The following is a 20,911-nucleotide window of genomic DNA, read 5'->3' on the forward strand; positions in this document are numbered from 1 at the left end:
GAAAATCAAAAATTGTTTTTGATGCTCGATGCTGTGAGTGCCCACACAGATTGCTTGATTCAAATTGTTAAAGAGCGACGCAACAATGTGTTGCTGCGGGAGTGGAATTCTACTCAACCGCTTTCTCGAGTCAAGCCTTATTTTCAAAGGTTTTTCGAGATTATTGACGAGGTTGTTTGCGTTGCCGCTTGCCCTGTCGATGGAGGCGCATTATAGGGAGTGAATTCGTTCTGGCAACCCCTTATCGGCAATAAAATTGCAAAAAACTGCACTTTTTTAGTTATTCATCTCCAACCACAGCTTTTATACAAGCTTATCCACAGAAATGAGTTCCAGGTTGCTAGAATGGCCGAAAACAAGGAGGCCAAGATGGACTTGCGACTGAGACCTTACAAGGGAAAACGCCCACAACTGGGCAAAGGAGTATATGTAGATCCCTGCGCGACACTGGTGGGCGATATCCAGCTGGCCAACGATGTTCGGATGAAATGAGCAGACAATTCACCATTTCGCCAGGTTCAGGAACAACTCTTACCTTCTATATAGAAGAAGTTGAATGATGAGTTGAGGCAGTTGAGGCAGTTGAGGCAGTTGAGGCAGTTGAGGCAGTTGAGGCAGTTGAGGCAGTTGAGGCAGTTGAGGCAGTGTCAGAATGGATTAAGAGAAAAGCCGGGACAAGCCCGGCTTTTTCTTTATCACTCAGCAGCTGCTTCAGCAGCGGCCGGGCGGTCTACCAGCTCAATATAAGCCATAGGGGCGTTGTCGCCAGCACGGAAACCGCATTTCAGAATGCGAGTATAACCGCCGGCGCGCTCCAGGTAGCGCGGGCCCAGTTCATTGAACAGCTTAGCCACGATCGCGTTGTCGCGAGTGCGGGCAAATGCCAGACGACGATTAGCAACGCTATCAGTCTTGGCAAGGGTGATCAGCGGTTCAACTACACGACGCAGCTCTTTTGCCTTAGGCAGAGTCGTCTTGATGATCTCATGACGAACCAGGGAGCTGGCCATGTTGCGGAACATAGCCTGACGATGGCTGCTGTTCCGGTTCAGTTGACGACCACTCAAACGATGGCGCATGACCTTATCCTTCTAACTAAATCTGTGAAACCCGTAATCTGGATTACTCGTCAGCGATGCTGGCGGGCGGCCAGTTCTCAAGGCGCATGCCAAGAGACAGACCACGGGAGGCCAACACGTCCTTGATCTCAGTCAGGGACTTCTTACCGAGGTTAGGAGTCTTAAGCAACTCAACTTCGGTACGCTGTACCAGATCACCAATATAGTGGATAGCTTCTGCCTTCAGACAGTTCGCAGAACGAACTGTCAGCTCCAAATCATCGACAGGACGCAGCAGAATCGGATCAAACTCGGGTTTCTCTTCTTTCTTCTCGGGCACGCTGACATCGCGCAGATCCACGAAGGCTTCCAGTTGCTCGGCCAGAATAGTGGCAGAACGACGGATAGCTTCCTCAGGATCCAGGGTACCATTGGTCTCCATGTCGATGACCAGCTTGTCCAAGTCGGTACGCTGTTCCACACGTGCTGCCTCAACATTGTAGGCAATACGAACGATGGGGCTGAACGCGGAGTCCAGCAGCAGGCGACCGATAGGACGCTCTTCGTCATCGTTGTGAACACGAGCAGAAGCAGGCACATAACCACGACCGCGCTGAACTTTCAGGCGCATGCTGATTTCAGCATTGGCACCAGTCAGGTGGCAGATTACGTGCTCCGGGTTTACGATCTCGACTTCATCACCGTGAGTGATATCACCTGCGGTAACGGGGCCTGTTCCAGACTTGGTCAGGGACAGAGTTACCTCGTCCTTGCCTTCTAGCTTCACAGCGATACCTTTCAGGTTGAGCAGGATTTCAAGAATGTCTTCCTGTACACCTTCTTTGCTGCTGTACTCATGCAGTACCCCGTCAATTTCGACTTCAGTAACTGCACAACCGGGCATAGAAGACAGCAAAATACGACGCAGGGCGTTGCCCAGCGTGTGACCAAAGCCACGCTCGAGTGGCTCAAGAGTCACTTTCGCATGAGTCGGGCTAACTTGCTCGATGTCAACTAGCCGCGGTTTAAGAAAATCTGTTACAGAACCCAGCATTGTGTCCTCTCTTTAGAAGCTAGCTTTACTTGGAGTAAAGCTCGACGATCAGCTGTTCGTTAATGTCGGCAGACAGGTCGGAACGCTCTGGCAGGCGCTTGAAGGCACCTTCCATTTTAGCGGCATCAACCTCTACCCAAGTCGGCTTCTCGCGCTGACCAGCAACCTCAAGGGCAGCTTTGATACGCGCTTGCTTCTTAGCCTTCTCACGAACGCAGATCACGTCCTCAGGGGAAACCTGGAAAGAAGGAATGTTCACAACGCGGCCGTTTACCATGATGGCCTTGTGGCTCACCAGCTGACGAGATTCAGCGCGGGTAGCACCGAAGCCCATGCGGTATACGACGTTGTCCAGACGACCTTCCAGCAGCTGCAACAGGTTTTCACCGGTGTTACCCTTTTGACGGGCAGCGTCGCGGTAGTAGTTGCGGAACTGTTTTTCCAATACGCCGTAGATACGACGAACTTTTTGTTTCTCGCGCAGTTGCACACCGTAATCAGACAGACGGGGCTTGCGAGCGCCGTGCTGACCAGGAGCGGTGTCAATCTTGCACTTAGAATCAATCGCACGAACACCAGACTTCAGGAAGAGGTCTGTGCCCTCACGACGGCTAAGCTTAAGCTTAGGACCGATATATCTTGCCATCTTCTTTCTCCAACAATCCTAGACCAAGTAGCTACAGCGTTACACGCGGCGCTTCTTGGGAGGACGACAACCGTTGTGCGGGATCGGAGTCACATCAGTAATGTTAGTGATGCGGAAACCAGCCGCGTTCAGGGCGCGGATGGAAGACTCACGACCGGGACCCGGACCTTTGACCATGACTTCCAGGTTCTTGACGCCATATTCTTTGGCCATCTCACCAGCGCGCTCGGCAGCTACCTGAGCAGCGAACGGGGTGGACTTACGAGAACCACGGAAACCGGAACCACCAGAAGTAGCCCAAGACAGAGCATTGCCCTGACGGTCAGTAATGGTCACGATTGTGTTGTTGAAAGATGCATGAACGTGCGCAATACCGTCGCTCACTTGCTTTTTAACGCGCTTGCGAGCACGAGTCGGAGTTTTAGCCATTTTCTACCTTCCCGTTACTTCTTGATAGCCTTGCGCGGACCCTTACGGGTACGAGCGTTGGTCTTGGTACGTTGACCACGAACAGGCAGGCTACGACGGTGACGCAAACCACGGTAGCAACCCAGATCCATCAATCGCTTGATGTTCATGGAAATCTGACGACGCAGGTCACCTTCAACGGTGAATTTACCTACTTGTTCACGCAGACTCTCGATCTGAGCTTCGTCCAGGTCTTTAATTTTCACATTCTCAGCGATACCGGCTGCGGCACAGATGGCCTTGGAGCGGGTACGACCGACGCCATAAATCGCAGTCAAAGCAATGACTGCATGCTTATGGTCAGGAATGTTAATGCCAGCGATACGGGCCACTATTCACTCCTACATATAGTAGATTACGACCACCACAAAGCCCGTGAGCGGATACGTGGCGGTCAACCAATACACAACAAAAGTTGGCTGGCTATATTAGCCAGCACAACTATTTGTTGCAAGTACTAACCGTAAAAAATTAGCCTTGGCGCTGTTTATGCTTTGGCTCGCTGCAAATCACACGCACCACACCGTGACGCTTGATGATTTTGCAGTTACGGCAGATTGCCTTAACGGAAGCACGAACTTTCATTGCTTAACTCCGTAACTACGCCGACCTTTAGCGGCCGTAGCCCTTCAGGTTGGCCTTCCTCAGGACGTCACCATATTGATGAGACATCATATGGGTTTGTACCTGAGCCATGAAGTCCATGATAACCACCACAATAATCAGCAGCGAAGTGCCACCGAAGTAGAACTGTACGTTCCAGGCAGTCATCAGGAACTGGGGTACCAGACAGATAAAGGTTATATAGAGCGCACCTGCCAATGTCAGGCGAGTCATAACCTTATCGATATAACGTGCTGTCTGCTCGCCCGGGCGGATCCCCGGGATAAAGGCTCCACTCTTCTTCAGGTTATCTGCTGTCTCGCGGGGGTTGAACACCAGCGCGGTATAGAAGAAACAGAAAAAGATAATGGCTGCTGCATACAGCATCTCGTAAAGCGGCTGACCCGGCTGCAGGACCATAGAGACCTGTTGCAGGATATCAGCGACTTTACCCTCACCCTGACCAAACCAGGAGGTAATGGTCCCCGGGAAGAGGATGATACTGGATGCGAAAATCGCAGGAATCACACCAGCCATATTCACTTTCAACGGCAGGTGTGTGCTTTGCGCGGCAAATACCTGGCGGCCTTGTTGACGCTTGGCATAGTTAACGACAATACGACGCTGACCACGCTCCACGAACACCACAAAGTAAGTCACTGCGAAAACAATCAAGCCCAGCAACAACAACAGCAGGATGTGCAATTCCCCTTGACGTGCCTGTTCGGCCGTAGCGCCAATGGCATGCGGCAGACCAGCAACGATACCTGTGAAAATAATCAACGAGATACCATTACCAATCCCACGCTCGGTAATCTGCTCACCCAACCACATCAAGAACATGGTACCGGTGACCAGACTCACAACCGCTGTGAAATAGAAGCCCAAACCCGGATGAGTCACGAGTCCTTGCATCATATTCGGCAGACCGGTTGCAATACCAATGGCCTGGAAAGTTCCCAAAACCAGCGTGCCCCAACGGGTATATTGGCTAATCTTGCGACGGCCGGATTCACCCTCTTTCTTGAGTTCAGCAAGAGCAGGATGAACCACTGTCAGCAGCTGGATAATGATCGACGCCGAAATGTACGGCATGATCCCCAACGCAAGAATAGAAGCACGCGATAGTGCACCACCACTGAACATGTTGAACATCTCAATGATGGTGCCCTTCTGTTGCTGGAACAACTCGGCCAGTACGGCGGCGTCAATACCAGGAATCGGCACATAAGAGCCTGCACGGAAAACGATAATCGCCCCGAGAACGAAGAGCAGACGGCTCTTCAGTTCACTCAGACCACCCTGTGCTTTAACATCCAATCCTGGTTTCTTAGCCATTGTACTGATTATTCCTCGATTTTACCGCCAGCGGCCTCGATGGCTGCACGTGCACCTTTGGTGACGGACAGACCACGAACGGTCACAGCACGGTCAATGTTGCCAGACAGAACAACTTTAGCGAACACGATGTTCTTGGTCAGAACGCCGGCTTGCTTCAGAGTGCTCACGTCGACTACATCACCTTCTACCAGGGCGATTTCGTTCAGGCGCACTTCGGCAGATACCAAAGATTTGCGAGAGAAGAAACCGAACTTCGGCAGACGGATTTTCAAAGGCATCTGGCCACCTTCGAAACCGTTGCGGACTTTACCGCCACCGGAACGAGAGGTTTGACCTTTAACACCACGACCACCGGTCTTACCCAGACCAGAACCGATACCACGGCCCGGACGGTGCTTAACGCGCTTGGAACCAGCGGCCGGAGACAGAGTATTCAGACGCATGCTTAGCCCTCCACCTTAACCATGTAATAAACCTGGTTGATCATACCGCGTACGCAAGGAGTATCTTCCAGCTCAACGGTGTGACCAATGCGACGCAGACCCAGACCACGCAGAGTCGCCTTGTGCTTTGGCAGACGGCCGATAGAGCTGCGAGTTTGAGTTACTTTTACAGTGTTAGCCATGTCGCATTACCCCAGAATTTCTTCAACGCGCAGACCACGCTTGGCAGCGATCTGTTCCGGTGACTGACCGTGAACCAGAGCGTCTACAGTTGCGCGAACAACGTTGATTGGGTTGGTGGAACCGTAGGTCTTAGCCAGCACGTTGTGGATACCAGCAACTTCCAGAACGGCACGCATGGCGCCGCCTGCGATGATACCAGTACCTTGAGAGGCCGGCTTCATGAACACGGTGGAACCGGAGTGAACACCTTTCACCGGGTGGTGCAGGGTGCCGTTGTTCAGTTCAACCTTGTTCAGGTTACGCTTGGCCTGTTCCATTGCTTTTTGAATAGCAGCCGGAACTTCACGGGCTTTACCGTAACCGTAACCTACACGGCCGTTACCATCACCCACCACGGTCAACGCGGTGAAGGACATGATACGACCACCTTTAACAGTTTTCGAAACACGGTTTACTGCAATGAGCTTTTCTTGCAGTTCGCCGGCTTGAGATTCGACTTTAGCCATCTTCGACTCCTAGCTTAGAACTGAAGACCAGCGTCACGTGCGGCAGCTGCCAGGGCAGCGATGCGACCGTGATACTTGAAACCGGAACGATCGAAAGATACGTTCTGAACGCCTTTGGCAATAGCACGCTCAGCGATAGCTTTACCTACAGCGGTAGCCGCATCTGCGTTACCGGTGTATTTCAGAGCTTCACTGATGGCTTTCTCTACTGTGGAAGCAGAGGCCAGAACTTCGGAACCGTTGGCTGCAATAACCTGCGCATAGATATGACGCGGGGTACGGTGAACAACCAGACGGGTAGCTCCCAGTTCCTGCATCTTTTTCCGAGCACGAGTAGCACGACGGAGACGAGCTGCTTTCTTGTCCATAGTGTTACCTTACTTCTTCTTAGCTTCTTTAGTACGCACTTGCTCGTTGGCATAGCGTACACCCTTGCCCTTGTAGGGCTCCGGAGCGCGGTAAGCACGGATATCGGCGGCGACTTGGCCAACCAGCTGCTTGTCGACACCACGCAGAACGATTTCTGTGGCAGTCGGGCACTCAGCGGTCACACCAGCCGGCAGCGCATGCTCTACCGGGTGAGAGAAGCCCAGAGCCAGCGCAACAGCATTGCCCTTGATGGAGGCTTTATAACCTACACCAACCAGCTGCAGCTTGCGCTCGAAGCCTTGGGTAACACCGATTACCATGTTGTTGACCAATGCACGGGCAGTACCGGCCTGAGCGTCAGCACCAGCGATGCCGTCGCGCGGGGCGAACTTCAGTACATTGTCTTCTTTGGTCACTTCTACACCGGCGTGAATAGAGCGAACCAGGGAACCTTTACCACCTTTGATGGACAGTTCCTGGCCGTTCAGAGTCACCTCTACGCCAGCAGGAATAGTGACGGGTGCCTTAGCAACACGAGACATTTCCTACCTCCTATTAAGCGACGTAGCAGATGATCTCACCGCCCATGCTTGCTTTACGGGCAGCACGGTCAGTCATCACACCTTTAGACGTGGACACGATAGCAACACCGAGACCGCCCATAACTTTCGGCAGATCAGTAGTGCGCTTGTAAATACGCAGGCCGGGACGGCTCACGCGTTGGATCAGTTCTACAACTGGCTTGCCCTGGAAATATTTCAGTTCAATTTCCAGTTCCGGCTTCACGTCACCAGCTACGGAGTAGCCAGCGATGTAACCTTCTTCTTTCAGCACTTTGGCGATAGCCACTTTCAGCTTGGAAGAAGGCATGGAAACCGCAACTTTGCTCGCCGCCTGACCGTTACGGATGCGGGTCAGCATATCCGCGATCGGATCTTGCATGCTCATAAGTCTAACTCCCGAGATTCGTTACCAAGAAGCCTTCTTCAGGCCCGGAATTTCGCCCTTCATGGCATGCTCACGCACCTTGATGCGAGACAGGCCAAACTTGCGCAGGAAACCGTGCGGACGACCAGTAATATTGCAACGGTTACGCTGGCGGGACGGACTGGAATCACGGGGCAGCTGTTGCAGTTGCAGTACAGCATCCCAACGCGCTTCTTCAGAAGCGTTCATGTCAACGATGATAGCTTTCAGCTCGGCACGCTTGGTCGCGTACTTGGCTACCAGCTTGGCACGCTTTGCTTCGCGCGCTTTCATGGATGTTTTAGCCATAACCCTAACCTTACTTGCGGAATGGGAAGTTAAAGGCAGCCAGCAGAGCACGGCCTTCTTCATCGGTATTCGCGGAAGTGGTGATGGTGATATCCAGACCACGGACGCGATCGACTTTGTCATAGTCGATTTCCGGGAAGATGATCTGCTCACGCACGCCCATGGAGTAGTTACCACGACCGTCGAACGCTTTAGCGTTCAGGCCACGGAAGTCACGGATACGCGGTACGGAGATGCAGATCAGCCGTTCCAGGAACTCCCACATACGCTCGCCACGCAGGGTTACTTTACAACCTATCGGGTAGCCTTCACGAATCTTGAAGCCCGCAACAGATTTGCGAGCTTTGGTGATCAGCGGCTTCTGACCGGAAATGGCAGCCATATCGGCAGCAGCATTTTCCAGCAATTTCTTGTCAGAGATCGCTTCACCAACACCCATGTTCAGGGTGATTTTCTCGATCCGAGGGACTTGCATGATAGTCTTGTAACCGAACTGCTTGGACAGTTCATTTACTACATCGGATTTGTAGTAATCATGCAGTTTCGCCATCGTTAAACTCCAATTACTTCACAAGTTCGCCGGTGGATTTGAAGAAACGGACTTTTTTGCCGTCTTCAATCCGGAAACCAACGCGGTCAGCTTTGCCAGTGGCAGAGTTGAACAGCGCTACGTTAGATACATCGATGGGGGCTTCTTTGGTGATGATACCGCCAGCCTGACCCAGTGCGGGTACCGGCTTCTGGTGCTTCTTCACCTGGTTGATGCCTTCCACGATTACCTTACCTTTAGCAATCAGAACTTGAGTGACTTTGCCACGCTTGCCCTTGTCTTTGCCGGTAAGAACAATCACTTCGTCTTCGCGACGGATTTTAGCTGCCATCGTTCGACTCCTTACAGTACTTCGGGTGCCAGGGACACAATCTTCATGAACTTCTCATTACGCAGTTCACGGGTCACCGGGCCAAAAATACGAGTACCGATTGGCTGTTGGTTGTTGTTAAGCAACACAGCCGCATTGTTGTCGAAACGGATGACTGAGCCGTCCGGACGACGAACGCCTTTACGGGTGCGTACGACCACCGCGTTGTACACATCACCTTTCTTCACTTTACCGCGAGGAATGGCTTCCTTGATGGAAACCTTGATGATGTCGCCGATGCCGGCGTAACGGCGGTGCGAGCCACCCAGAACCTTAATACACATTACACTGCGAGCGCCGGAGTTGTCGGCAACACCCAGCATACTTTGCATCTGGATCATCTTAGTGCTCCGCTTTGTTTACTTCTTATCCCTAATGGGATCTGGCTGCCTTCAAAAGGCGCGAAACTATAACACAGGATTTTCAGAAAAGGTAGCCTAAAAAACAAACGGCCCCTGAAAGGGGCCGCTTGGACTACAAAGTACCGATTAGGCCTTTTCTACAACGGCAACCAGGGTCCAGGACTTGGTCTTGGACAGCGGGCGGCATTCGCGGATTTCCACGAGGTCACCAGCTTTGCACTCGTTGTTTTCGTCATGTACGTGCAGCTTGGTAGTGCGCTTGATGATCTTACCGTAGATCGGGTGCTTTACCTTGCGCTCGATGGCAACAGTGATGGACTTGTCCATCTTGTCGCTGATTACACGACCCTGCAGAGTACGGATTTTGTCAGTCATTACGCACCTGCCTTCTCAGTCAGTACAGTCTTGATACGTGCGACGTCACGACGCACTTGTTTCAGAGTGTGAGTCTGAGCCAGCTGGCCGGTGGAAGCTTGCATACGCATGTTGAATTGCTCGCGCAGCAGGCCCAGCAGCTCCTGGTTCAGTTCTTCGACGCTCTTTTGACGCAGATCTTGGGCTTTCATCACATCACCGTCTTAATTACGAAAGTGGTCTGAACAGACAGCTTGGCTGCGGCCAGGGCGAACGCTTCACGCGCCAGAGCCTCAGGTACACCGTCCATCTCGTACAGAACCTTGCCAGGCTGGATCGGGCAAACCCAGTATTCCACGTTACCTTTACCTTTACCCATACGAACTTCGAGGGGCTTTTCGGTAATCGGCTTGTCCGGGAACACACGGATCCAGATCTTACCCTGACGCTTAACGTGACGGGTCATGGCACGACGGGCTGCTTCGATTTGACGAGCAGTCAGTTGACCACGGGATGTCGCCTTCAGGCCAAAGGTACCGAAGGATACTTCGTTACCAGAGGTGGCCAGACCGCGGTTACGACCCTTGTGGGTCTTGCGGAATTTAGTACGCTTAGGTTGCAACATTTACCGAATCTCCTTACTTAGCAGCGCGGCGCTTGTTGTCACGCTTGGGCTTTGCAGGAGCTTGCTCTTGAGCAGCGGCAGCGTTAACAGCAGCCAGACCGCCCAGAACTTCGCCCTTGAAGATCCAAACTTTAACGCCGATCACACCGTAAGTGGTGTGGGCTTCAGAAGTTGCGTAGTCGATGTCGGCACGCAGGGTGTGCAACGGCACACGACCTTCACGGTACCATTCGGTACGCGCGATTTCAGCGCCGCCCAGACGACCGGAAACTTCCACCTTGATGCCCTTGGCACCCAGGCGCATTGCGTTCTGTACGGCGCGCTTCATAGCACGACGGAACATTACACGACGCTCCAGCTGGGAAGTGATGCTGTCGGCAACGAGTTTGCCATCCAGCTCCGGCTTGCGGACTTCGGAAATGTTGATCTGAGCAGGCACGCCAGCAATAGTGGCTACAGCTTTGCGCAGCTTCTCAACGTCTTCGCCTTTCTTACCGATGACAACACCCGGACGAGCGGTGTGAATGGTCACACGGATGCTCTTGGCCGGACGCTCAATGGTGATCTTGGACAAGGACGCGTTTTTCAGTTCCTTGGTCAGGAACTGGCGTACTTGAAAATCGCTGTACAGGTTGTCAGCGAAGTCTTTGGTGTTCGCGAACCAGGTAGAATTCCAAGGCTTGGTAATACCCAGGCGAATGCCATTAGGATGTACTTTCTGACCCATTGCTTATCTCCCAGCCTTAGCGTCGGATACCACTACAGTGATGTGAGCGGTACGCTTGAGGATACGATCCGCACGACCTTTGGCACGCGGACGGATGCGCTTCATGGAGGGACCTTCGTCGACCATGATAGTAGCAACACGCAGCGCGTCGATATCGGCGCCTTCGTTGTGCTCAGCGTTTGCAATGGCAGATTCCAGCACTTTCTTAACCAGCACTGCAGCCTTTTTCGGGCTGAAGGTCAGGATATTCAGAGCCTTGTCTACGGACAGACCACGTACTTGATCGGCTACCAGACGAGCTTTCTGGGCAGAAGTACGGGCATAACGGTGTTTAGCGATAGCTTCCATCATTTATCCCTTAGCGCTTCTTAGCCTTCTTATCAGCAGCATGGCCGCGATAAGTACGAGTCGGTGCGAATTCACCCAGTTTGTGACCGATCATTTCTTCGGTAACGAAAACCGGAACGTGCTGACGACCATTATGGACAGCGATGGTCAAACCGATCATGTTCGGGATGATCATTGAACGACGGGACCAGGTTTTAACCGGCTTTTTATCCCCGCTTTCCACCGCTTTCTCTACCTTCTTCAGCAAGTGCAGGTCGATAAATGGACCCTTCTTGAGAGAACGTGGCATGGTGATTCCTCTATGTTAACAATTACTTGTTACGACGACGTACGATGTACTTGTCGGTACGCTTGTTCTTACGGGTCTTGAAGCCTTTAGCCTTCTGGCCCCATGGGGACACAGGCTGCATGCCCTTGTTACGACCCTCACCACCACCGTGCGGGTGGTCAACCGGGTTCATCGCCATACCGCGAACGGTCGGACGAATACCACGCCAGCGGTTTGCACCGGCTTTACCCAGTTGACGCAACATGTGCTCGGAGTTACCGACTTCACCGATGGTAGCGCGGCACTCGGCCAGAACTTTACGTACTTCGCCGGAACGCAGACGCAGAGTTACATAGTTACCTTCACGAGCCAGGATCTGGATGAAAGTACCAGCGGAACGAGCCAGCTGGGCACCTTTACCAGGCTTCATCTCTACAGCGTGAACGGTAGAACCAACCGGGATGTTGCGCATCGGCAGGGCGTTACCTACCTTGATGGCTGCATCAGCACCAGAAGCGATCGCGTCACCAGCTTTCAGGCCTTTCGGAGCCAGGATGTAACGACGCTCACCGTCTGCATACAACACCAGAGCGATGTTAGCGGTACGGTTCGGATCGTATTCCAGGCGCTCTACTTTAGCCGGGATACCGTCTTTGTCGCGCTTGAAGTCGACGATACGGTAGTGCTGCTTGTGACCACCACCGATATGACGGGTAGTGATACGGCCGTTGTTGTTACGACCACCGGACTTGCTTTTGCTGTCCAGCAGAGCGGCGAAGGGCTTGCCCTTGTACAGCTCTTGATTGACGATCTTGACGACGTGGCGGCGGCCCGGAGAAGTAGGCTTGCACTTAACGATTGCCATTTTTGAGAACTCCTCTTACTCGGCTGCGCCCATGAAGTCGATGTCCTGACCAGCTTTCAGGGTCACATAAGCCTTTTTCCAATCGGAACGACGGCCTACGCGTGCACCTGCGCGCTTGGTCTTACCCTTCATGTTCAGGGTACGGACGGTCTCAACTTCGACCTCGAACAGTTTCGCAACTGCAGCTTTGACTTCCGCCTTGGTAGCATCAACAGCAACTTTGAACACGATAGTGTTCTGCTTTTCTGCAACCATGGTGCTCTTTTCAGAGATGTGCGGAGCCTTCAGAACTTTCAGCAGACGCTCTTCACGGATCATGCCAGCATCTCCTCGATTTGCTTAACTGCGTCAGCAGTCATCAGAACCTTGTCGAAAGCGATCAGGCTGACCGGGTCGATACCGGCAACGTCACGCACGTCAACTTTGTACAGGTTGCGAGCAGCCAGGAACAGGTTCTCATCGACTTCAGCAGTCACGATCAGAACGTCAGTCAGTTCCATTTCTTTCAGCTTGGCGATCAGTTCTTTGGTCTTCGGAGCTTCGATGCCGAACTTCTCAACAACGATCAGGCGCTCTTGACGTACCAGCTCGGACAGAATGCTACGGATAGCGCCGCGGTACATCTTCTTGTTTACTTTCTGGCTGTGATCTTGCGGCTTAGCAGCAAAAGTCACACCACCGGAACGCCAGATGGGCGAACGGATGGAGCCAGCACGGGCACGACCAGTACCCTTCTGACGCCACGGCTTTTTGCCGCCACCAGACACTTCAGAGCGAGTCAGCTGCGCACGAGTACCCTGACGGGCACCAGCGGCATATGCAACGACGACCTGGTGAACCAGAGCTTCGTTGAATTCGCGCCCGAAGGTAGTCTCGGAAACTTCAAGAGCGCTCTTGGCGTCTTTCATTACCAATTCCATTACTATCTCCTCAGACGTTACGCTTTGACGGCAGGTTTGACGATCACGTTGCCGTTGGTTGCACCCGGTACTGCACCTTTGATGAGCAGCAGGTTGCGTTCAGCGTCAACACGAACCAGTTCCAGGTTCTGAGTCGTTACACGCTCAGCACCCATGTGACCAGCCATCTTTTTGCCCTTGAATACACGACCCGGAGTCTGGTTCTGACCGATAGAACCCGGAACGCGGTGAGACAAGGAGTTACCGTGGGTCATATCCTGGGTGCGGAAGTTGTGGCGCTTAACAGTACCAGCAAAGCCCTTACCTTTGGATGTGCCGGTAACGTCTACCAGCTTAACGTCAGCGAGAAGATCTACTTTCAGCTCGCTACCAACAGTGAAAGTTTCACCGTTGTTCAGGCGGAATTCCCACAGACCGCGACCGGCTTCTACACCAGCTTTGGCGAAGTGGCCAGCTTCCGGCTTGGTCACACGGCTGGCTTTTTTGGCGCCAGTGGTAACCTGAATAGCGTTGTAGCCGTCGGTTTCTACAGATTTGACCTGAGTTACACGGTTAGCTTCAACTTCGATAACAGTCACCGGGATAGAAACGCCATCTTCAGTGAAGATGCGAGTCATACCCACTTTGCGACCTACAAGACCGATTGTCATTGTTATCAACCTCTTTCCGTAATTAACCCAGGCTGATCTGGACGTCTACACCAGCTGCCAGATCCAGACGCATCAGGGCGTCTACGGTCTTGTCAGTCGGCTCAACGATGTCTACCAGACGCTTGTGAGTGCGGATCTCGTACTGATCACGCGCATCTTTGTTGACGTGCGGGGAGATCAGGACGGTGAAGCGCTCTTTGCGAGTCGGCAGCGGAATAGGACCGCGAACCTGCGCGCCAGTGCGCTTAGCAGTTTCAACGATTTCCGCAGTGGATTGATCAATCAGGCGATGATCAAAAGCCTTCAGGCGGATACGGATTCTTTGGTTCTGCATTGACAGAGCTCCAATAGATAAAAGAACATAAATCAACACCGCCCGACCGAGATTTCTCCCGCCAGAGGTGTGATTTTTCACGTTTCCCCCCATATCGGGAGGACTGTATGGCTGGCTCCTGTAAACAGGAAACTCAGCAACAGACATATCGTCTGGCTTACCTCATGGGTAAGCGGAGGGGATTATACGGATTTTTCAAATTTGCGCAAGGGAGAGCGAACAGATTATGCGCAGTTTTATGTAACAGATGGATCTCGCCTGCGGCAACGCACTCTGCTACCAACACCCAGGTAACGACAATGTTACAAGCAGACTGGTAGACTGTGCGCTTGCCTCCGTCAGTGGAACGACATCCCATGCTCAAAGATCAAAAGAAAGCCTATCAGTATGGCCTTTGCGCCGTTGCCCTCTGGTCGACGGTCGCCACAGCCTTCAAGATCTCCCTCGCCTATTTCGAACCCGTGCAACTGTTGCTTGTGGCCGCCTTCACCTCAACTCTCACGCTGACAGCCGTCGTCGCCAAACAGGGCAAACTGCCGCTGCTGGGGAGCTACATCAAGGCCCGCCCTTTCTACTACTTGACTCTGGGTGTGCTGAACCCCTTTCTCTATTACTTGTTGCTGTTCAAGGCGTATGACCTGCTGCCTGCCCAGCAGGCACAGACCCTCAACTACACTTGGGCTATCACTCTCAGTCTGCTTGCCGTCCCCTTTCTCGGCCAGAAGCTGCGTCGGCGCGATGGCGTCGCCATCGTGTTGGGATATTTTGGCGCACTGGTGATCGCTACCAGAGGGGATGTATTCGGCCTGCAGTTCGACAACCCCCTCGGCGTGACGCTGGCACTGGTCTCGACCCTCATCTGGGCCAGCTACTGGATCCTCAACACCCGCAATCAGGGGGATCCCATCGTCAGCCTGTTGCTCGGCTTTATGATCAGCCTGCCCTTTATCGTCGTTGCGACCTGGTTGCTCTCCGATTTTGCCATGACCGCCTGGCAGGGATGGGCTGGTGCCATCTATGTGGGACTGTTCGAAATGGGCTTCGGTTTCGTGCTCTGGCTGATGGCGCTGCGCCATGCCACCAACACGGCCCCCATCAGCAACCTCATCTTTATCTCGCCGTTTGCCTCACTGGTGCTGCTCAACCTGTTGATCGGCGAAACCATCCATCCGGCCACCCCCATCGGGTTGGCGCTCATCGTTGCCGCCCTGCTGATCCAGCAGCTCAAGTACGGCAAACGCTATCGTGCATCAGTCGAAACCAAGAGCTGACCATGCAGAAGGGCGTATCCACGGATACGCCCTTCTCTCAATCCATCCACTCCTGTGGCTGATGTTTCGGCAGCCGTATCTCGACCAGCAGGCCGCCGAGATCCGAGCTTCCCAGCCGGATAGTGCCGTGGTGCTGGGCGACTATCTTGGCCACGATGGCCAACCCCAAGCCACTGCCGCCAACAGTTCGCGCCACATTCCCCTGAGTAAACGGCTTGAGCACCCGGGAGTAGTCCTGCTCCGGAATACCGGGGCCATCATCGGATAGGCGCAGGCGCACCCAGTGCCCGTCGTCCTTCAACTCGGCATACAAGCGGCTCGCCCCATAACGCTGCGAGTTGCTTGATAGGTTGTTCAACACCCGCCGGATACTAACCGGATTGCAGGCCACCCGCACTGCCTCTTGTGGCAGCGCCAGATCGACGTCCAGCCCCTGCTCCGAATAGATCAACAGGGTATCGTGCACCAGCTGGGTCAGATCGACAGGTACCGGAGCCTGCCCCTCATCCGGGCGGATGTAATCGATGAACTGATCGATGATGGCATTGGACTCATCAATATCTGAGTTGATGCTCTCCTTGAGATATTCGTCACCGGAGGACATCATCTCGGTCGCCAGCCGGATACGGGTCAGCGGGGTTCGCAGGTCATGGGAAACCCCCGCCATCATCAGGTTACGCTCTTCGATCAGGCTCTTGATGGAGTGGGACATATGGTTGAAGGTGCGGGTCAGACGGCGTACCTCCCGTGACCCCAGCTCCCCCAGCGCCTCGGGGAAATGTCCTCTGGCCACGGCAACCGCGCCAGCCTCGAGATCCTCGAGCGGACGAACCAACTGGCGTGCAAAGCGCCAGGCAGCAAACAGGGTGATCACCAGCAGCACGCTCAGATAGATGATGAGGGGTTCGATATCGTCATCTTCAATCTCGGTCAGCGGGATCCGCACCCAAATTTTGCTGGCCTGGGGCGGCTGGATCCAGATGATGTAGTGATCCTGGATCTCGACCCGCACCTTGGCCGGGCCACCCAGCTCGCGGCTGATGTTCTCCTCCAGATAGGGGTACGGCTTGGCCTCGTTGAAGCCATGCTGCACCGCCTCGCTCTGGGTATAGATGTCGGTACCGGTCGTCACATAGACCAGCGCCTCGGCATCTTCGCTCAGCGCCAGTTGTTCAGTGTTGACCGGAAAGATCAGCTTGACCTGATTGGCCAGCAAGTGACTGATCTGCTTGACGGTTGGCGCCAGCAGATAGTTATAGAAGGTGACGTAGGAGACCGCTTGATAGACCACCAGAACGGCGGCCAGAAACCAGAGCATGCGTGAGAACATGCTGCCGACCTTTTTCATGCACCGTCACCATCTGGCACGAACACATACCCCAGACCCCAGACGGTCTGCAGATAGCGGGGCTGGGCCGGATCCTGTTCCAGCAGGCGACGCAGGCGAGAGACCTGCACGTCGATGCTGCGCTCGGTGGCGGTGTATTCACGGCCACGGGCCAGATTCATCAGCTTGTCGCGGGAGAGCGGCTCGCGCGGATGGCTGACCAGCACCTTGAGCACCGCAAATTCACCGCTGGTGAGCGCCATCGGCTCGCCATCCCGGCTCAGTTCGCGGGTTGCCAGATTGAGCTGGAAAGCCCCGAAGTTGACCACCTTCTCTGCAGCCGAGGGGGCCCCCGGCAGCTCGACGGTATGGCGGCGCAGCACGGCACGGATCCGCGCCAGCAGTTCGCGGGGGTTGAACGGCTTGGGCAGATAGTCATCGGCCCCCATCTCGAGCCCGACGATGCGATCCACTTCATCCCCCTTAGCGGTGAGCATCAGCACCGGGATCTGGTTGCCCGCTTCCCGCAGACGGCGGCAGATGGAGAGTCCATCTTCCCCCGGCAACATCAGGTCGAGCACCATCAGGCTGAAGTTTTCACGAGTCAGCAAGCGATCGGCCTGCTCGCCATTGGCCACGCCGCGCACTACGAATCCCTGCTCGGTGAGATAGCGTTCCAACAGGGAACGTAATTTCAGGTCATCGTCCACGACCAGGACCTTGTATTGCTGCTGACTCATTGCTTTGCCTCTTCATTCTTTAGCTGCCCCCAATACTAGGGGGGGATATAGCGGGAGCAAAGCACAAATATGTTACCGGTTATTACCCGTCCCGAGAGCGTGACGGCCATCAAGTCACTGCGCTGGCCAGCGACTCCCTGAATGGCGCCAGCCGAGCCATCACGATTTCCCTCGACAGCAAGAGGACAAAAGCTAATATTCCCGAGCAGTTAGCGATGAATACCCCTCTTTGACAGGTCCGCATCACCATGAAGACAAAGCTGATCACCCGCGAAGGCTACAACAAGCTGAAAGAAGAGCTCGATTTCCTCTGGCGCCAGGAGCGCCCCGAGGTCACCAGGAAGGTGGCATGGGCCGCCAGTCTGGGGGATCGCAGCGAAAATGCCGACTACCAGTACAACAAGAAGCGGCTGCGGGAGATCGATCGGCGGGTGCGTTACCTGCGCAAGTGCCTCGAAGAGCTGGGGATCGTCGACTATGCCCCCGCGCAGGAGGGCAAGGTCTTCTTCGGCGCCTGGGTCGAGGTGGAAAACGAAGAGGGCGAGACCAAGCGCTTTCGCATCGTCGGCTATGACGAGATCTTCGAGCGCAAGGATTACATCTCCATCGACTCCCCCATGGCCCGCGCCCTGCTCAAGAAAGAGGTCGGTGATGAGGCCATCGTCCGTACGCCAGTTGGTGACGTCTGCTGGTATATCAACGAGATCAGCTACCCCAAATAGCCGGACTGCTTGCCACAGGCACATCCTGAGTCACAGGTGCAATGGCAAGATAAACGCCCTCCCCTGCGACTTTATCAGTCTGACTGGTGCAGACCCCAGCGCAGGGTGGCATCCCGCAACACGACCCCATATAGTGCTCACACTTGGCGCCTGATGGCGCGGACTCGACCACAGAGGCCCTCAACAACATCATGATGCAAACCATAGAGAGACAGATTGCTGGTGAGCTCAATGCTCGCCCGGAGCAGGTGCAGGCCGCAGTGCGCCTGCTGGATGAAGGCTCGACCGTGCCCTTTATCGCCCGTTACCGTAAAGAGGTGACCGGCGGTCTGGACGACAGCCAACTACGTACTCTGGAGAGCCGCCTCGGCTATCTGCGTGAACTGGAGGATCGCCGTCAGGTGATCATTCGCTCCATCGAAGAGCAGGGCAAACTGACCCCCGAGCTGGCCCGCGAATTGAATGGCGCCGACAGCAAGACCCGACTGGAAGACCTCTACCTCCCCTACAAGCCCAAGCGCCGCACCAAGGGGCAGATGGCGATCGAAGCCGGGTTGGAGCCGCTTGCCAACCTGCTGCTCAGCGACCCGATGCAGGATCCCGAGCAAGCGGCGGCCGCCTTCCTCAATCCCGAACAGGGCATTGCCGACAGCAAAGCAGCACTCGACGGCGCCCGCTATATCCTGATGGAGCGCTTCGCCGAGCAGGCCGACCTGCTGGAGAAGCTGCGCGACTACCTGTGGCAGAACGCCACCCTGCGCGCCCGCGTGGTAGCAGGCAAGGAGCAGGAAGGGGCAAAGTTCAAGGATTACTTCGAACACGACGAACCGCTGCACAAGGCCCCCTCCCACCGGGTGCTGGCCATGTTGCGCGGCCGCAATGAGGGGATCCTCAATCTGGCGCTGGTCACCGGTGACGACGAGAGTGCCAGCCCCTGCGAAGGGATCATTGCCCACCACCTCAAGCTCAATCTGCAGAACCGCCCGGCCGACAAATGGCTGCAGGGGGTAGTGAGCTGGACCTGGAAGATCAAGTTGTCGCTTCAGATGGAGACCGAGCTGATCGGTCGCATCCGCGAGTCGGCAGAGGAGGAGGCGATCAAGGTGTTCGCCATGAACCTCAAGGATCTGCTGATGGCGGCCCCGGCCGGCATGCGCTGCACCATGGGGCTGGATCCGGGCATCCGCACCGGGGTCAAGGTTGCCGTGGTGGATGCCACCGGCAAACTGGTCGATCACGCCACCATCTATCCGTTCGAACCAAAACGCCAGATTGATCAAAGCCTCAAGACCCTGAGCGAGTTGTGCCAGAAGCACAAGGTTGAGCTCATCAGCATCGGCAACGGCACCGCCTCGCGGGAGACCGACCGGCTGGTGAGCGACCTGTTCGAGCGCTACCCCGCCGCCAAGGCGCAGAAGATAGTGGTGAGCGAAGCGGGGGCCTCGGTCTACTCCGCCTCCGAGCTCGCCTCTCAGGAGTTCCCGGATCTCGATGTCTCGATCCGTGGCGCCGTCTCCATCGCCCGCCGCCTGCAAGACCCGCTGGCCGAGCTGGTCAAGATCGACCCCAAGAGTATCGGGGTGGGCCAGTATCAGCACGACGTCGGCCAGAGCCAGCTGGCCCGCCGACTGGATGCCGTGGTTGAGGATTGCGTGAACGCGGTCGGGGTCGATGTGAACACCGCCTCGGTCGCCCTGCTCAACCGGGTTTCCGGCCTCTCCCAGACGTTGGCCCAGAACATCGTCGCCTATCGGGATGAGCACGGCGCCTTCAAGAGCCGTCAGCAGTTGCTGAAAGTGAGCCGACTCGGCCCCAAAGCCTTCGAACAGTGCGCCGGCTTCCTGCGCATTCGCGGCGGCAGCAATCCCCTCGACAGCTCAGCGGTGCACCCGGAGTCCTATCCGGTCGTGGAGCGGATCCTCGCCAAGCTGGAGCAGACCGTGGAGAGCCTGCTCGGCAACAGCAGCCTGCTGCGCAGCCTGAAACCGGCCGACTATACCGATGAGCAATTCGGCGTACCTACCGTCACCGACATCATCGGCGAGCTGGACAAGCCGGGCCGCGACCCGCGCCCCGAGTTCAAAACCGCGACCTTCAAGGAAGGGGTGGAGCAGATCAGCGACCTGGTGCCCGAGATGGTGCTGGAAGGGGTGGTCACCAACGTCACCAACTTCGGTGCCTTCGTCGATATCGGTGTTCATCAGGACGGGCTGGTGCACATCTCCTCCCTGACCGACCGTTTCGTCAAGGATCCCCGTGAGGTGGTCAAGGCGGGCGACATTGTGCGGGTCAAGGTGCTGGAAGTGGACGCCCCGCGCAAGCGGATCAGCCTGACCATGCGCCTCGACGAAAAGGCAGGGCAGCCCGCCCGCAAACCAGCTGAAGCGCGCAACAGTAGCGCAGGCAACGCCAAACCAAGAAATGAGCAGCGCCAAAACGCCCCAATGGGTGGTGCCATGGGCAACGCCTTCGCGGCGGCGCTCTCCAAAGCGAAAAAGTAACGACACCGTCCGGAACGCCTCTGAATGCAAA

At 55.1% G+C, this 20,911-nt stretch carries 34 protein-coding genes and 1 pseudogene; 5 read left to right on the forward strand and 30 right to left on the reverse strand.

What is annotated here, in order from left to right; translation table 11 throughout:
* Positions 1-216: hypothetical protein (locus G5253_RS15080; protein ID WP_421203662.1), on the forward strand; the 216-nt coding region annotated here is incomplete at its 5' end.
* Positions 217-369: 153 nt separating this feature from the next.
* Positions 370-477 (forward strand): annotated as a pseudogene (locus G5253_RS15085) (gamma carbonic anhydrase family protein); the annotation flags it as partial.
* 218 nt (positions 478-695) lie between these two features.
* On the opposite strand, the gene rplQ reads toward G5253_RS15085, so the two are convergent.
* The 28 genes from rplQ to rpsJ all read right to left on the reverse strand — a co-directional run bounded on the left by rplQ (position 696) and on the right by rpsJ (position 14,319).
* Positions 696-1,079 (reverse strand): 50S ribosomal protein L17, encoded by a 384-nt coding sequence (gene rplQ, locus G5253_RS15090; RefSeq protein WP_005307999.1) that lies wholly within the window; start codon positions 1,077-1,079, stop codon positions 696-698.
* A 43-nt stretch (positions 1,080-1,122) separates the two neighbouring features.
* A complete protein-coding gene (locus tag G5253_RS15095) occupies positions 1,123-2,112 on the reverse strand; it encodes a DNA-directed RNA polymerase subunit alpha (protein WP_005307997.1) in 990 nt (329 codons plus the stop codon).
* 25 nt (positions 2,113-2,137) lie between these two features.
* A complete protein-coding gene (gene rpsD / locus G5253_RS15100) occupies positions 2,138-2,758 on the reverse strand; it encodes a 30S ribosomal protein S4 (RefSeq protein ID WP_005342696.1) in 621 nt (206 codons plus the stop codon).
* A gap of 39 nt (positions 2,759-2,797) precedes the next feature.
* On the reverse strand, positions 2,798-3,187 hold the full coding sequence (gene rpsK, locus G5253_RS15105; RefSeq protein ID WP_005307993.1) for a 30S ribosomal protein S11: 390 nt from the start codon (positions 3,185-3,187) through the stop codon (positions 2,798-2,800).
* A gap of 14 nt (positions 3,188-3,201) precedes the next feature.
* Positions 3,202-3,558, reverse strand: coding sequence for a 30S ribosomal protein S13 (gene rpsM / locus G5253_RS15110; protein WP_005307991.1), 357 nt, complete (start codon positions 3,556-3,558; stop codon positions 3,202-3,204).
* A 139-nt stretch (positions 3,559-3,697) separates the two neighbouring features.
* Positions 3,698-3,811 carry a 50S ribosomal protein L36 gene (gene rpmJ, locus G5253_RS15115; protein WP_005319705.1) on the reverse strand — a complete coding sequence of 38 codons (114 nt, stop codon included), beginning with the start codon at positions 3,809-3,811 and terminating at the stop codon, positions 3,698-3,700.
* Between the two features lie 27 nt (positions 3,812-3,838).
* Entirely contained in the window at positions 3,839-5,167 is a 1,329-nt protein-coding gene (gene secY / locus G5253_RS15120; RefSeq protein WP_005307989.1) for a preprotein translocase subunit SecY, read from the reverse strand.
* A gap of 8 nt (positions 5,168-5,175) precedes the next feature.
* Positions 5,176-5,613 (reverse strand): 50S ribosomal protein L15, encoded by a 438-nt coding sequence (gene rplO / locus G5253_RS15125; protein WP_005342691.1) that lies wholly within the window; start codon positions 5,611-5,613, stop codon positions 5,176-5,178.
* Positions 5,614-5,615: 2 nt separating this feature from the next.
* Positions 5,616-5,795, reverse strand: a complete 180-nt coding sequence (gene rpmD, locus G5253_RS15130; protein ID WP_005307985.1) for a 50S ribosomal protein L30 — start codon at positions 5,793-5,795, stop codon at positions 5,616-5,618.
* 6 nt (positions 5,796-5,801) lie between these two features.
* A complete protein-coding gene (gene rpsE, locus G5253_RS15135; protein WP_005342686.1) occupies positions 5,802-6,302 on the reverse strand; it encodes a 30S ribosomal protein S5 in 501 nt (166 codons plus the stop codon).
* A gap of 14 nt (positions 6,303-6,316) precedes the next feature.
* Positions 6,317-6,670, reverse strand: coding sequence for a 50S ribosomal protein L18 (gene rplR / locus G5253_RS15140; RefSeq protein ID WP_005340606.1), 354 nt, complete (start codon positions 6,668-6,670; stop codon positions 6,317-6,319).
* Between the two features lie 9 nt (positions 6,671-6,679).
* Entirely contained in the window at positions 6,680-7,213 is a 534-nt protein-coding gene (gene rplF / locus G5253_RS15145; RefSeq protein ID WP_005307981.1) for a 50S ribosomal protein L6, read from the reverse strand.
* A 13-nt stretch (positions 7,214-7,226) separates the two neighbouring features.
* Positions 7,227-7,619 carry a 30S ribosomal protein S8 gene (gene rpsH / locus G5253_RS15150; protein WP_005307980.1) on the reverse strand — a complete coding sequence of 131 codons (393 nt, stop codon included), beginning with the start codon at positions 7,617-7,619 and terminating at the stop codon, positions 7,227-7,229.
* A 21-nt stretch (positions 7,620-7,640) separates the two neighbouring features.
* Complete coding sequence (gene rpsN, locus G5253_RS15155; protein ID WP_005340609.1) at positions 7,641-7,946, reverse strand: 30S ribosomal protein S14; 306 nt, start codon at positions 7,944-7,946, stop codon at positions 7,641-7,643.
* Between the two features lie 10 nt (positions 7,947-7,956).
* Positions 7,957-8,496 (reverse strand): 50S ribosomal protein L5, encoded by a 540-nt coding sequence (rplE, locus tag G5253_RS15160; RefSeq protein ID WP_005331162.1) that lies wholly within the window; start codon positions 8,494-8,496, stop codon positions 7,957-7,959.
* 13 nt (positions 8,497-8,509) lie between these two features.
* Entirely contained in the window at positions 8,510-8,827 is a 318-nt protein-coding gene (rplX, locus tag G5253_RS15165) for a 50S ribosomal protein L24 (RefSeq protein ID WP_266134979.1), read from the reverse strand.
* An 11-nt stretch (positions 8,828-8,838) separates the two neighbouring features.
* Complete coding sequence (rplN, locus tag G5253_RS15170) at positions 8,839-9,207, reverse strand: 50S ribosomal protein L14 (RefSeq protein WP_005307975.1); 369 nt, start codon at positions 9,205-9,207, stop codon at positions 8,839-8,841.
* Between the two features lie 147 nt (positions 9,208-9,354).
* Entirely contained in the window at positions 9,355-9,603 is a 249-nt protein-coding gene (gene rpsQ, locus G5253_RS15175; RefSeq protein WP_005307966.1) for a 30S ribosomal protein S17, read from the reverse strand.
* Complete coding sequence (gene rpmC, locus G5253_RS15180) at positions 9,603-9,794, reverse strand: 50S ribosomal protein L29 (RefSeq protein ID WP_005307965.1); 192 nt, start codon at positions 9,792-9,794, stop codon at positions 9,603-9,605. The genes rpsQ and rpmC overlap by 1 nt, the downstream gene beginning before the upstream one ends.
* Complete coding sequence (gene rplP, locus G5253_RS15185) at positions 9,794-10,207, reverse strand: 50S ribosomal protein L16 (RefSeq protein WP_005340612.1); 414 nt, start codon at positions 10,205-10,207, stop codon at positions 9,794-9,796. The genes rpmC and rplP overlap by 1 nt, the downstream gene beginning before the upstream one ends.
* Positions 10,208-10,220: 13 nt before the next feature.
* Complete coding sequence (gene rpsC / locus G5253_RS15190; RefSeq protein ID WP_005307962.1) at positions 10,221-10,934, reverse strand: 30S ribosomal protein S3; 714 nt, start codon at positions 10,932-10,934, stop codon at positions 10,221-10,223.
* A gap of 3 nt (positions 10,935-10,937) precedes the next feature.
* Positions 10,938-11,282 (reverse strand): 50S ribosomal protein L22, encoded by a 345-nt coding sequence (gene rplV, locus G5253_RS15195; protein WP_005319741.1) that lies wholly within the window; start codon positions 11,280-11,282, stop codon positions 10,938-10,940.
* Positions 11,283-11,292: 10 nt separating this feature from the next.
* Positions 11,293-11,571: a 30S ribosomal protein S19 gene (rpsS, locus tag G5253_RS15200; RefSeq protein ID WP_005307960.1), complete on the reverse strand. Its 279-nt coding sequence runs from the start codon at positions 11,569-11,571 to the stop codon at positions 11,293-11,295.
* 22 nt (positions 11,572-11,593) lie between these two features.
* Positions 11,594-12,415 (reverse strand): 50S ribosomal protein L2, encoded by an 822-nt coding sequence (rplB, locus tag G5253_RS15205; protein ID WP_005340614.1) that lies wholly within the window; start codon positions 12,413-12,415, stop codon positions 11,594-11,596.
* Between the two features lie 15 nt (positions 12,416-12,430).
* A complete protein-coding gene (gene rplW, locus G5253_RS15210) occupies positions 12,431-12,733 on the reverse strand; it encodes a 50S ribosomal protein L23 (protein ID WP_005307955.1) in 303 nt (100 codons plus the stop codon).
* Complete coding sequence (rplD, locus tag G5253_RS15215) at positions 12,730-13,335, reverse strand: 50S ribosomal protein L4 (protein WP_005340616.1); 606 nt, start codon at positions 13,333-13,335, stop codon at positions 12,730-12,732. The genes rplW and rplD overlap by 4 nt, the downstream gene beginning before the upstream one ends.
* A gap of 17 nt (positions 13,336-13,352) precedes the next feature.
* Entirely contained in the window at positions 13,353-13,985 is a 633-nt protein-coding gene (gene rplC, locus G5253_RS15220; RefSeq protein ID WP_005340620.1) for a 50S ribosomal protein L3, read from the reverse strand.
* A gap of 22 nt (positions 13,986-14,007) precedes the next feature.
* On the reverse strand, positions 14,008-14,319 hold the full coding sequence (rpsJ, locus tag G5253_RS15225) for a 30S ribosomal protein S10 (protein ID WP_005307944.1): 312 nt from the start codon (positions 14,317-14,319) through the stop codon (positions 14,008-14,010).
* A 356-nt stretch (positions 14,320-14,675) separates the two neighbouring features.
* Here rpsJ and G5253_RS15230 point away from each other — a divergent pair, with 356 nt between their 5' ends.
* The gene (locus G5253_RS15230) at positions 14,676-15,590 is read left to right on the forward strand and encodes a DMT family transporter (protein ID WP_227341575.1); all 915 of its coding nucleotides are present in this window, start codon (positions 14,676-14,678) and stop codon (positions 15,588-15,590) included.
* Positions 15,591-15,627: 37 nt separating this feature from the next.
* Here the strand turns inward: G5253_RS15230 and envZ are convergent, their stop codons facing one another.
* Together envZ and ompR are read right to left on the reverse strand one after the other, a co-directional pair.
* A complete protein-coding gene (gene envZ, locus G5253_RS15235) occupies positions 15,628-16,938 on the reverse strand; it encodes a two-component system sensor histidine kinase EnvZ (RefSeq protein ID WP_266134978.1) in 1,311 nt (436 codons plus the stop codon).
* Positions 16,935-17,657 carry a two-component system response regulator OmpR gene (gene ompR / locus G5253_RS15240; RefSeq protein ID WP_005340625.1) on the reverse strand — a complete coding sequence of 241 codons (723 nt, stop codon included), beginning with the start codon at positions 17,655-17,657 and terminating at the stop codon, positions 16,935-16,937. The genes envZ and ompR overlap by 4 nt, the downstream gene beginning before the upstream one ends.
* A gap of 248 nt (positions 17,658-17,905) precedes the next feature.
* Here ompR and greB point away from each other — a divergent pair, with 248 nt between their 5' ends.
* Positions 17,906-18,379 (forward strand): transcription elongation factor GreB, encoded by a 474-nt coding sequence (gene greB / locus G5253_RS15245; RefSeq protein WP_005355349.1) that lies wholly within the window; start codon positions 17,906-17,908, stop codon positions 18,377-18,379.
* A 191-nt stretch (positions 18,380-18,570) separates the two neighbouring features.
* On the forward strand, positions 18,571-20,880 hold the full coding sequence (locus G5253_RS15250) for a Tex family protein (protein WP_421203665.1): 2,310 nt from the start codon (positions 18,571-18,573) through the stop codon (positions 20,878-20,880).
* The last annotated feature ends 31 nt before the right edge of the window (positions 20,881-20,911 follow it).

It is taken from the genome of Aeromonas sp. 602658 (assembly GCF_049173005.1).
Lineage (GTDB): Bacteria > Pseudomonadota > Gammaproteobacteria > Enterobacterales > Aeromonadaceae > Aeromonas > Aeromonas veronii_A.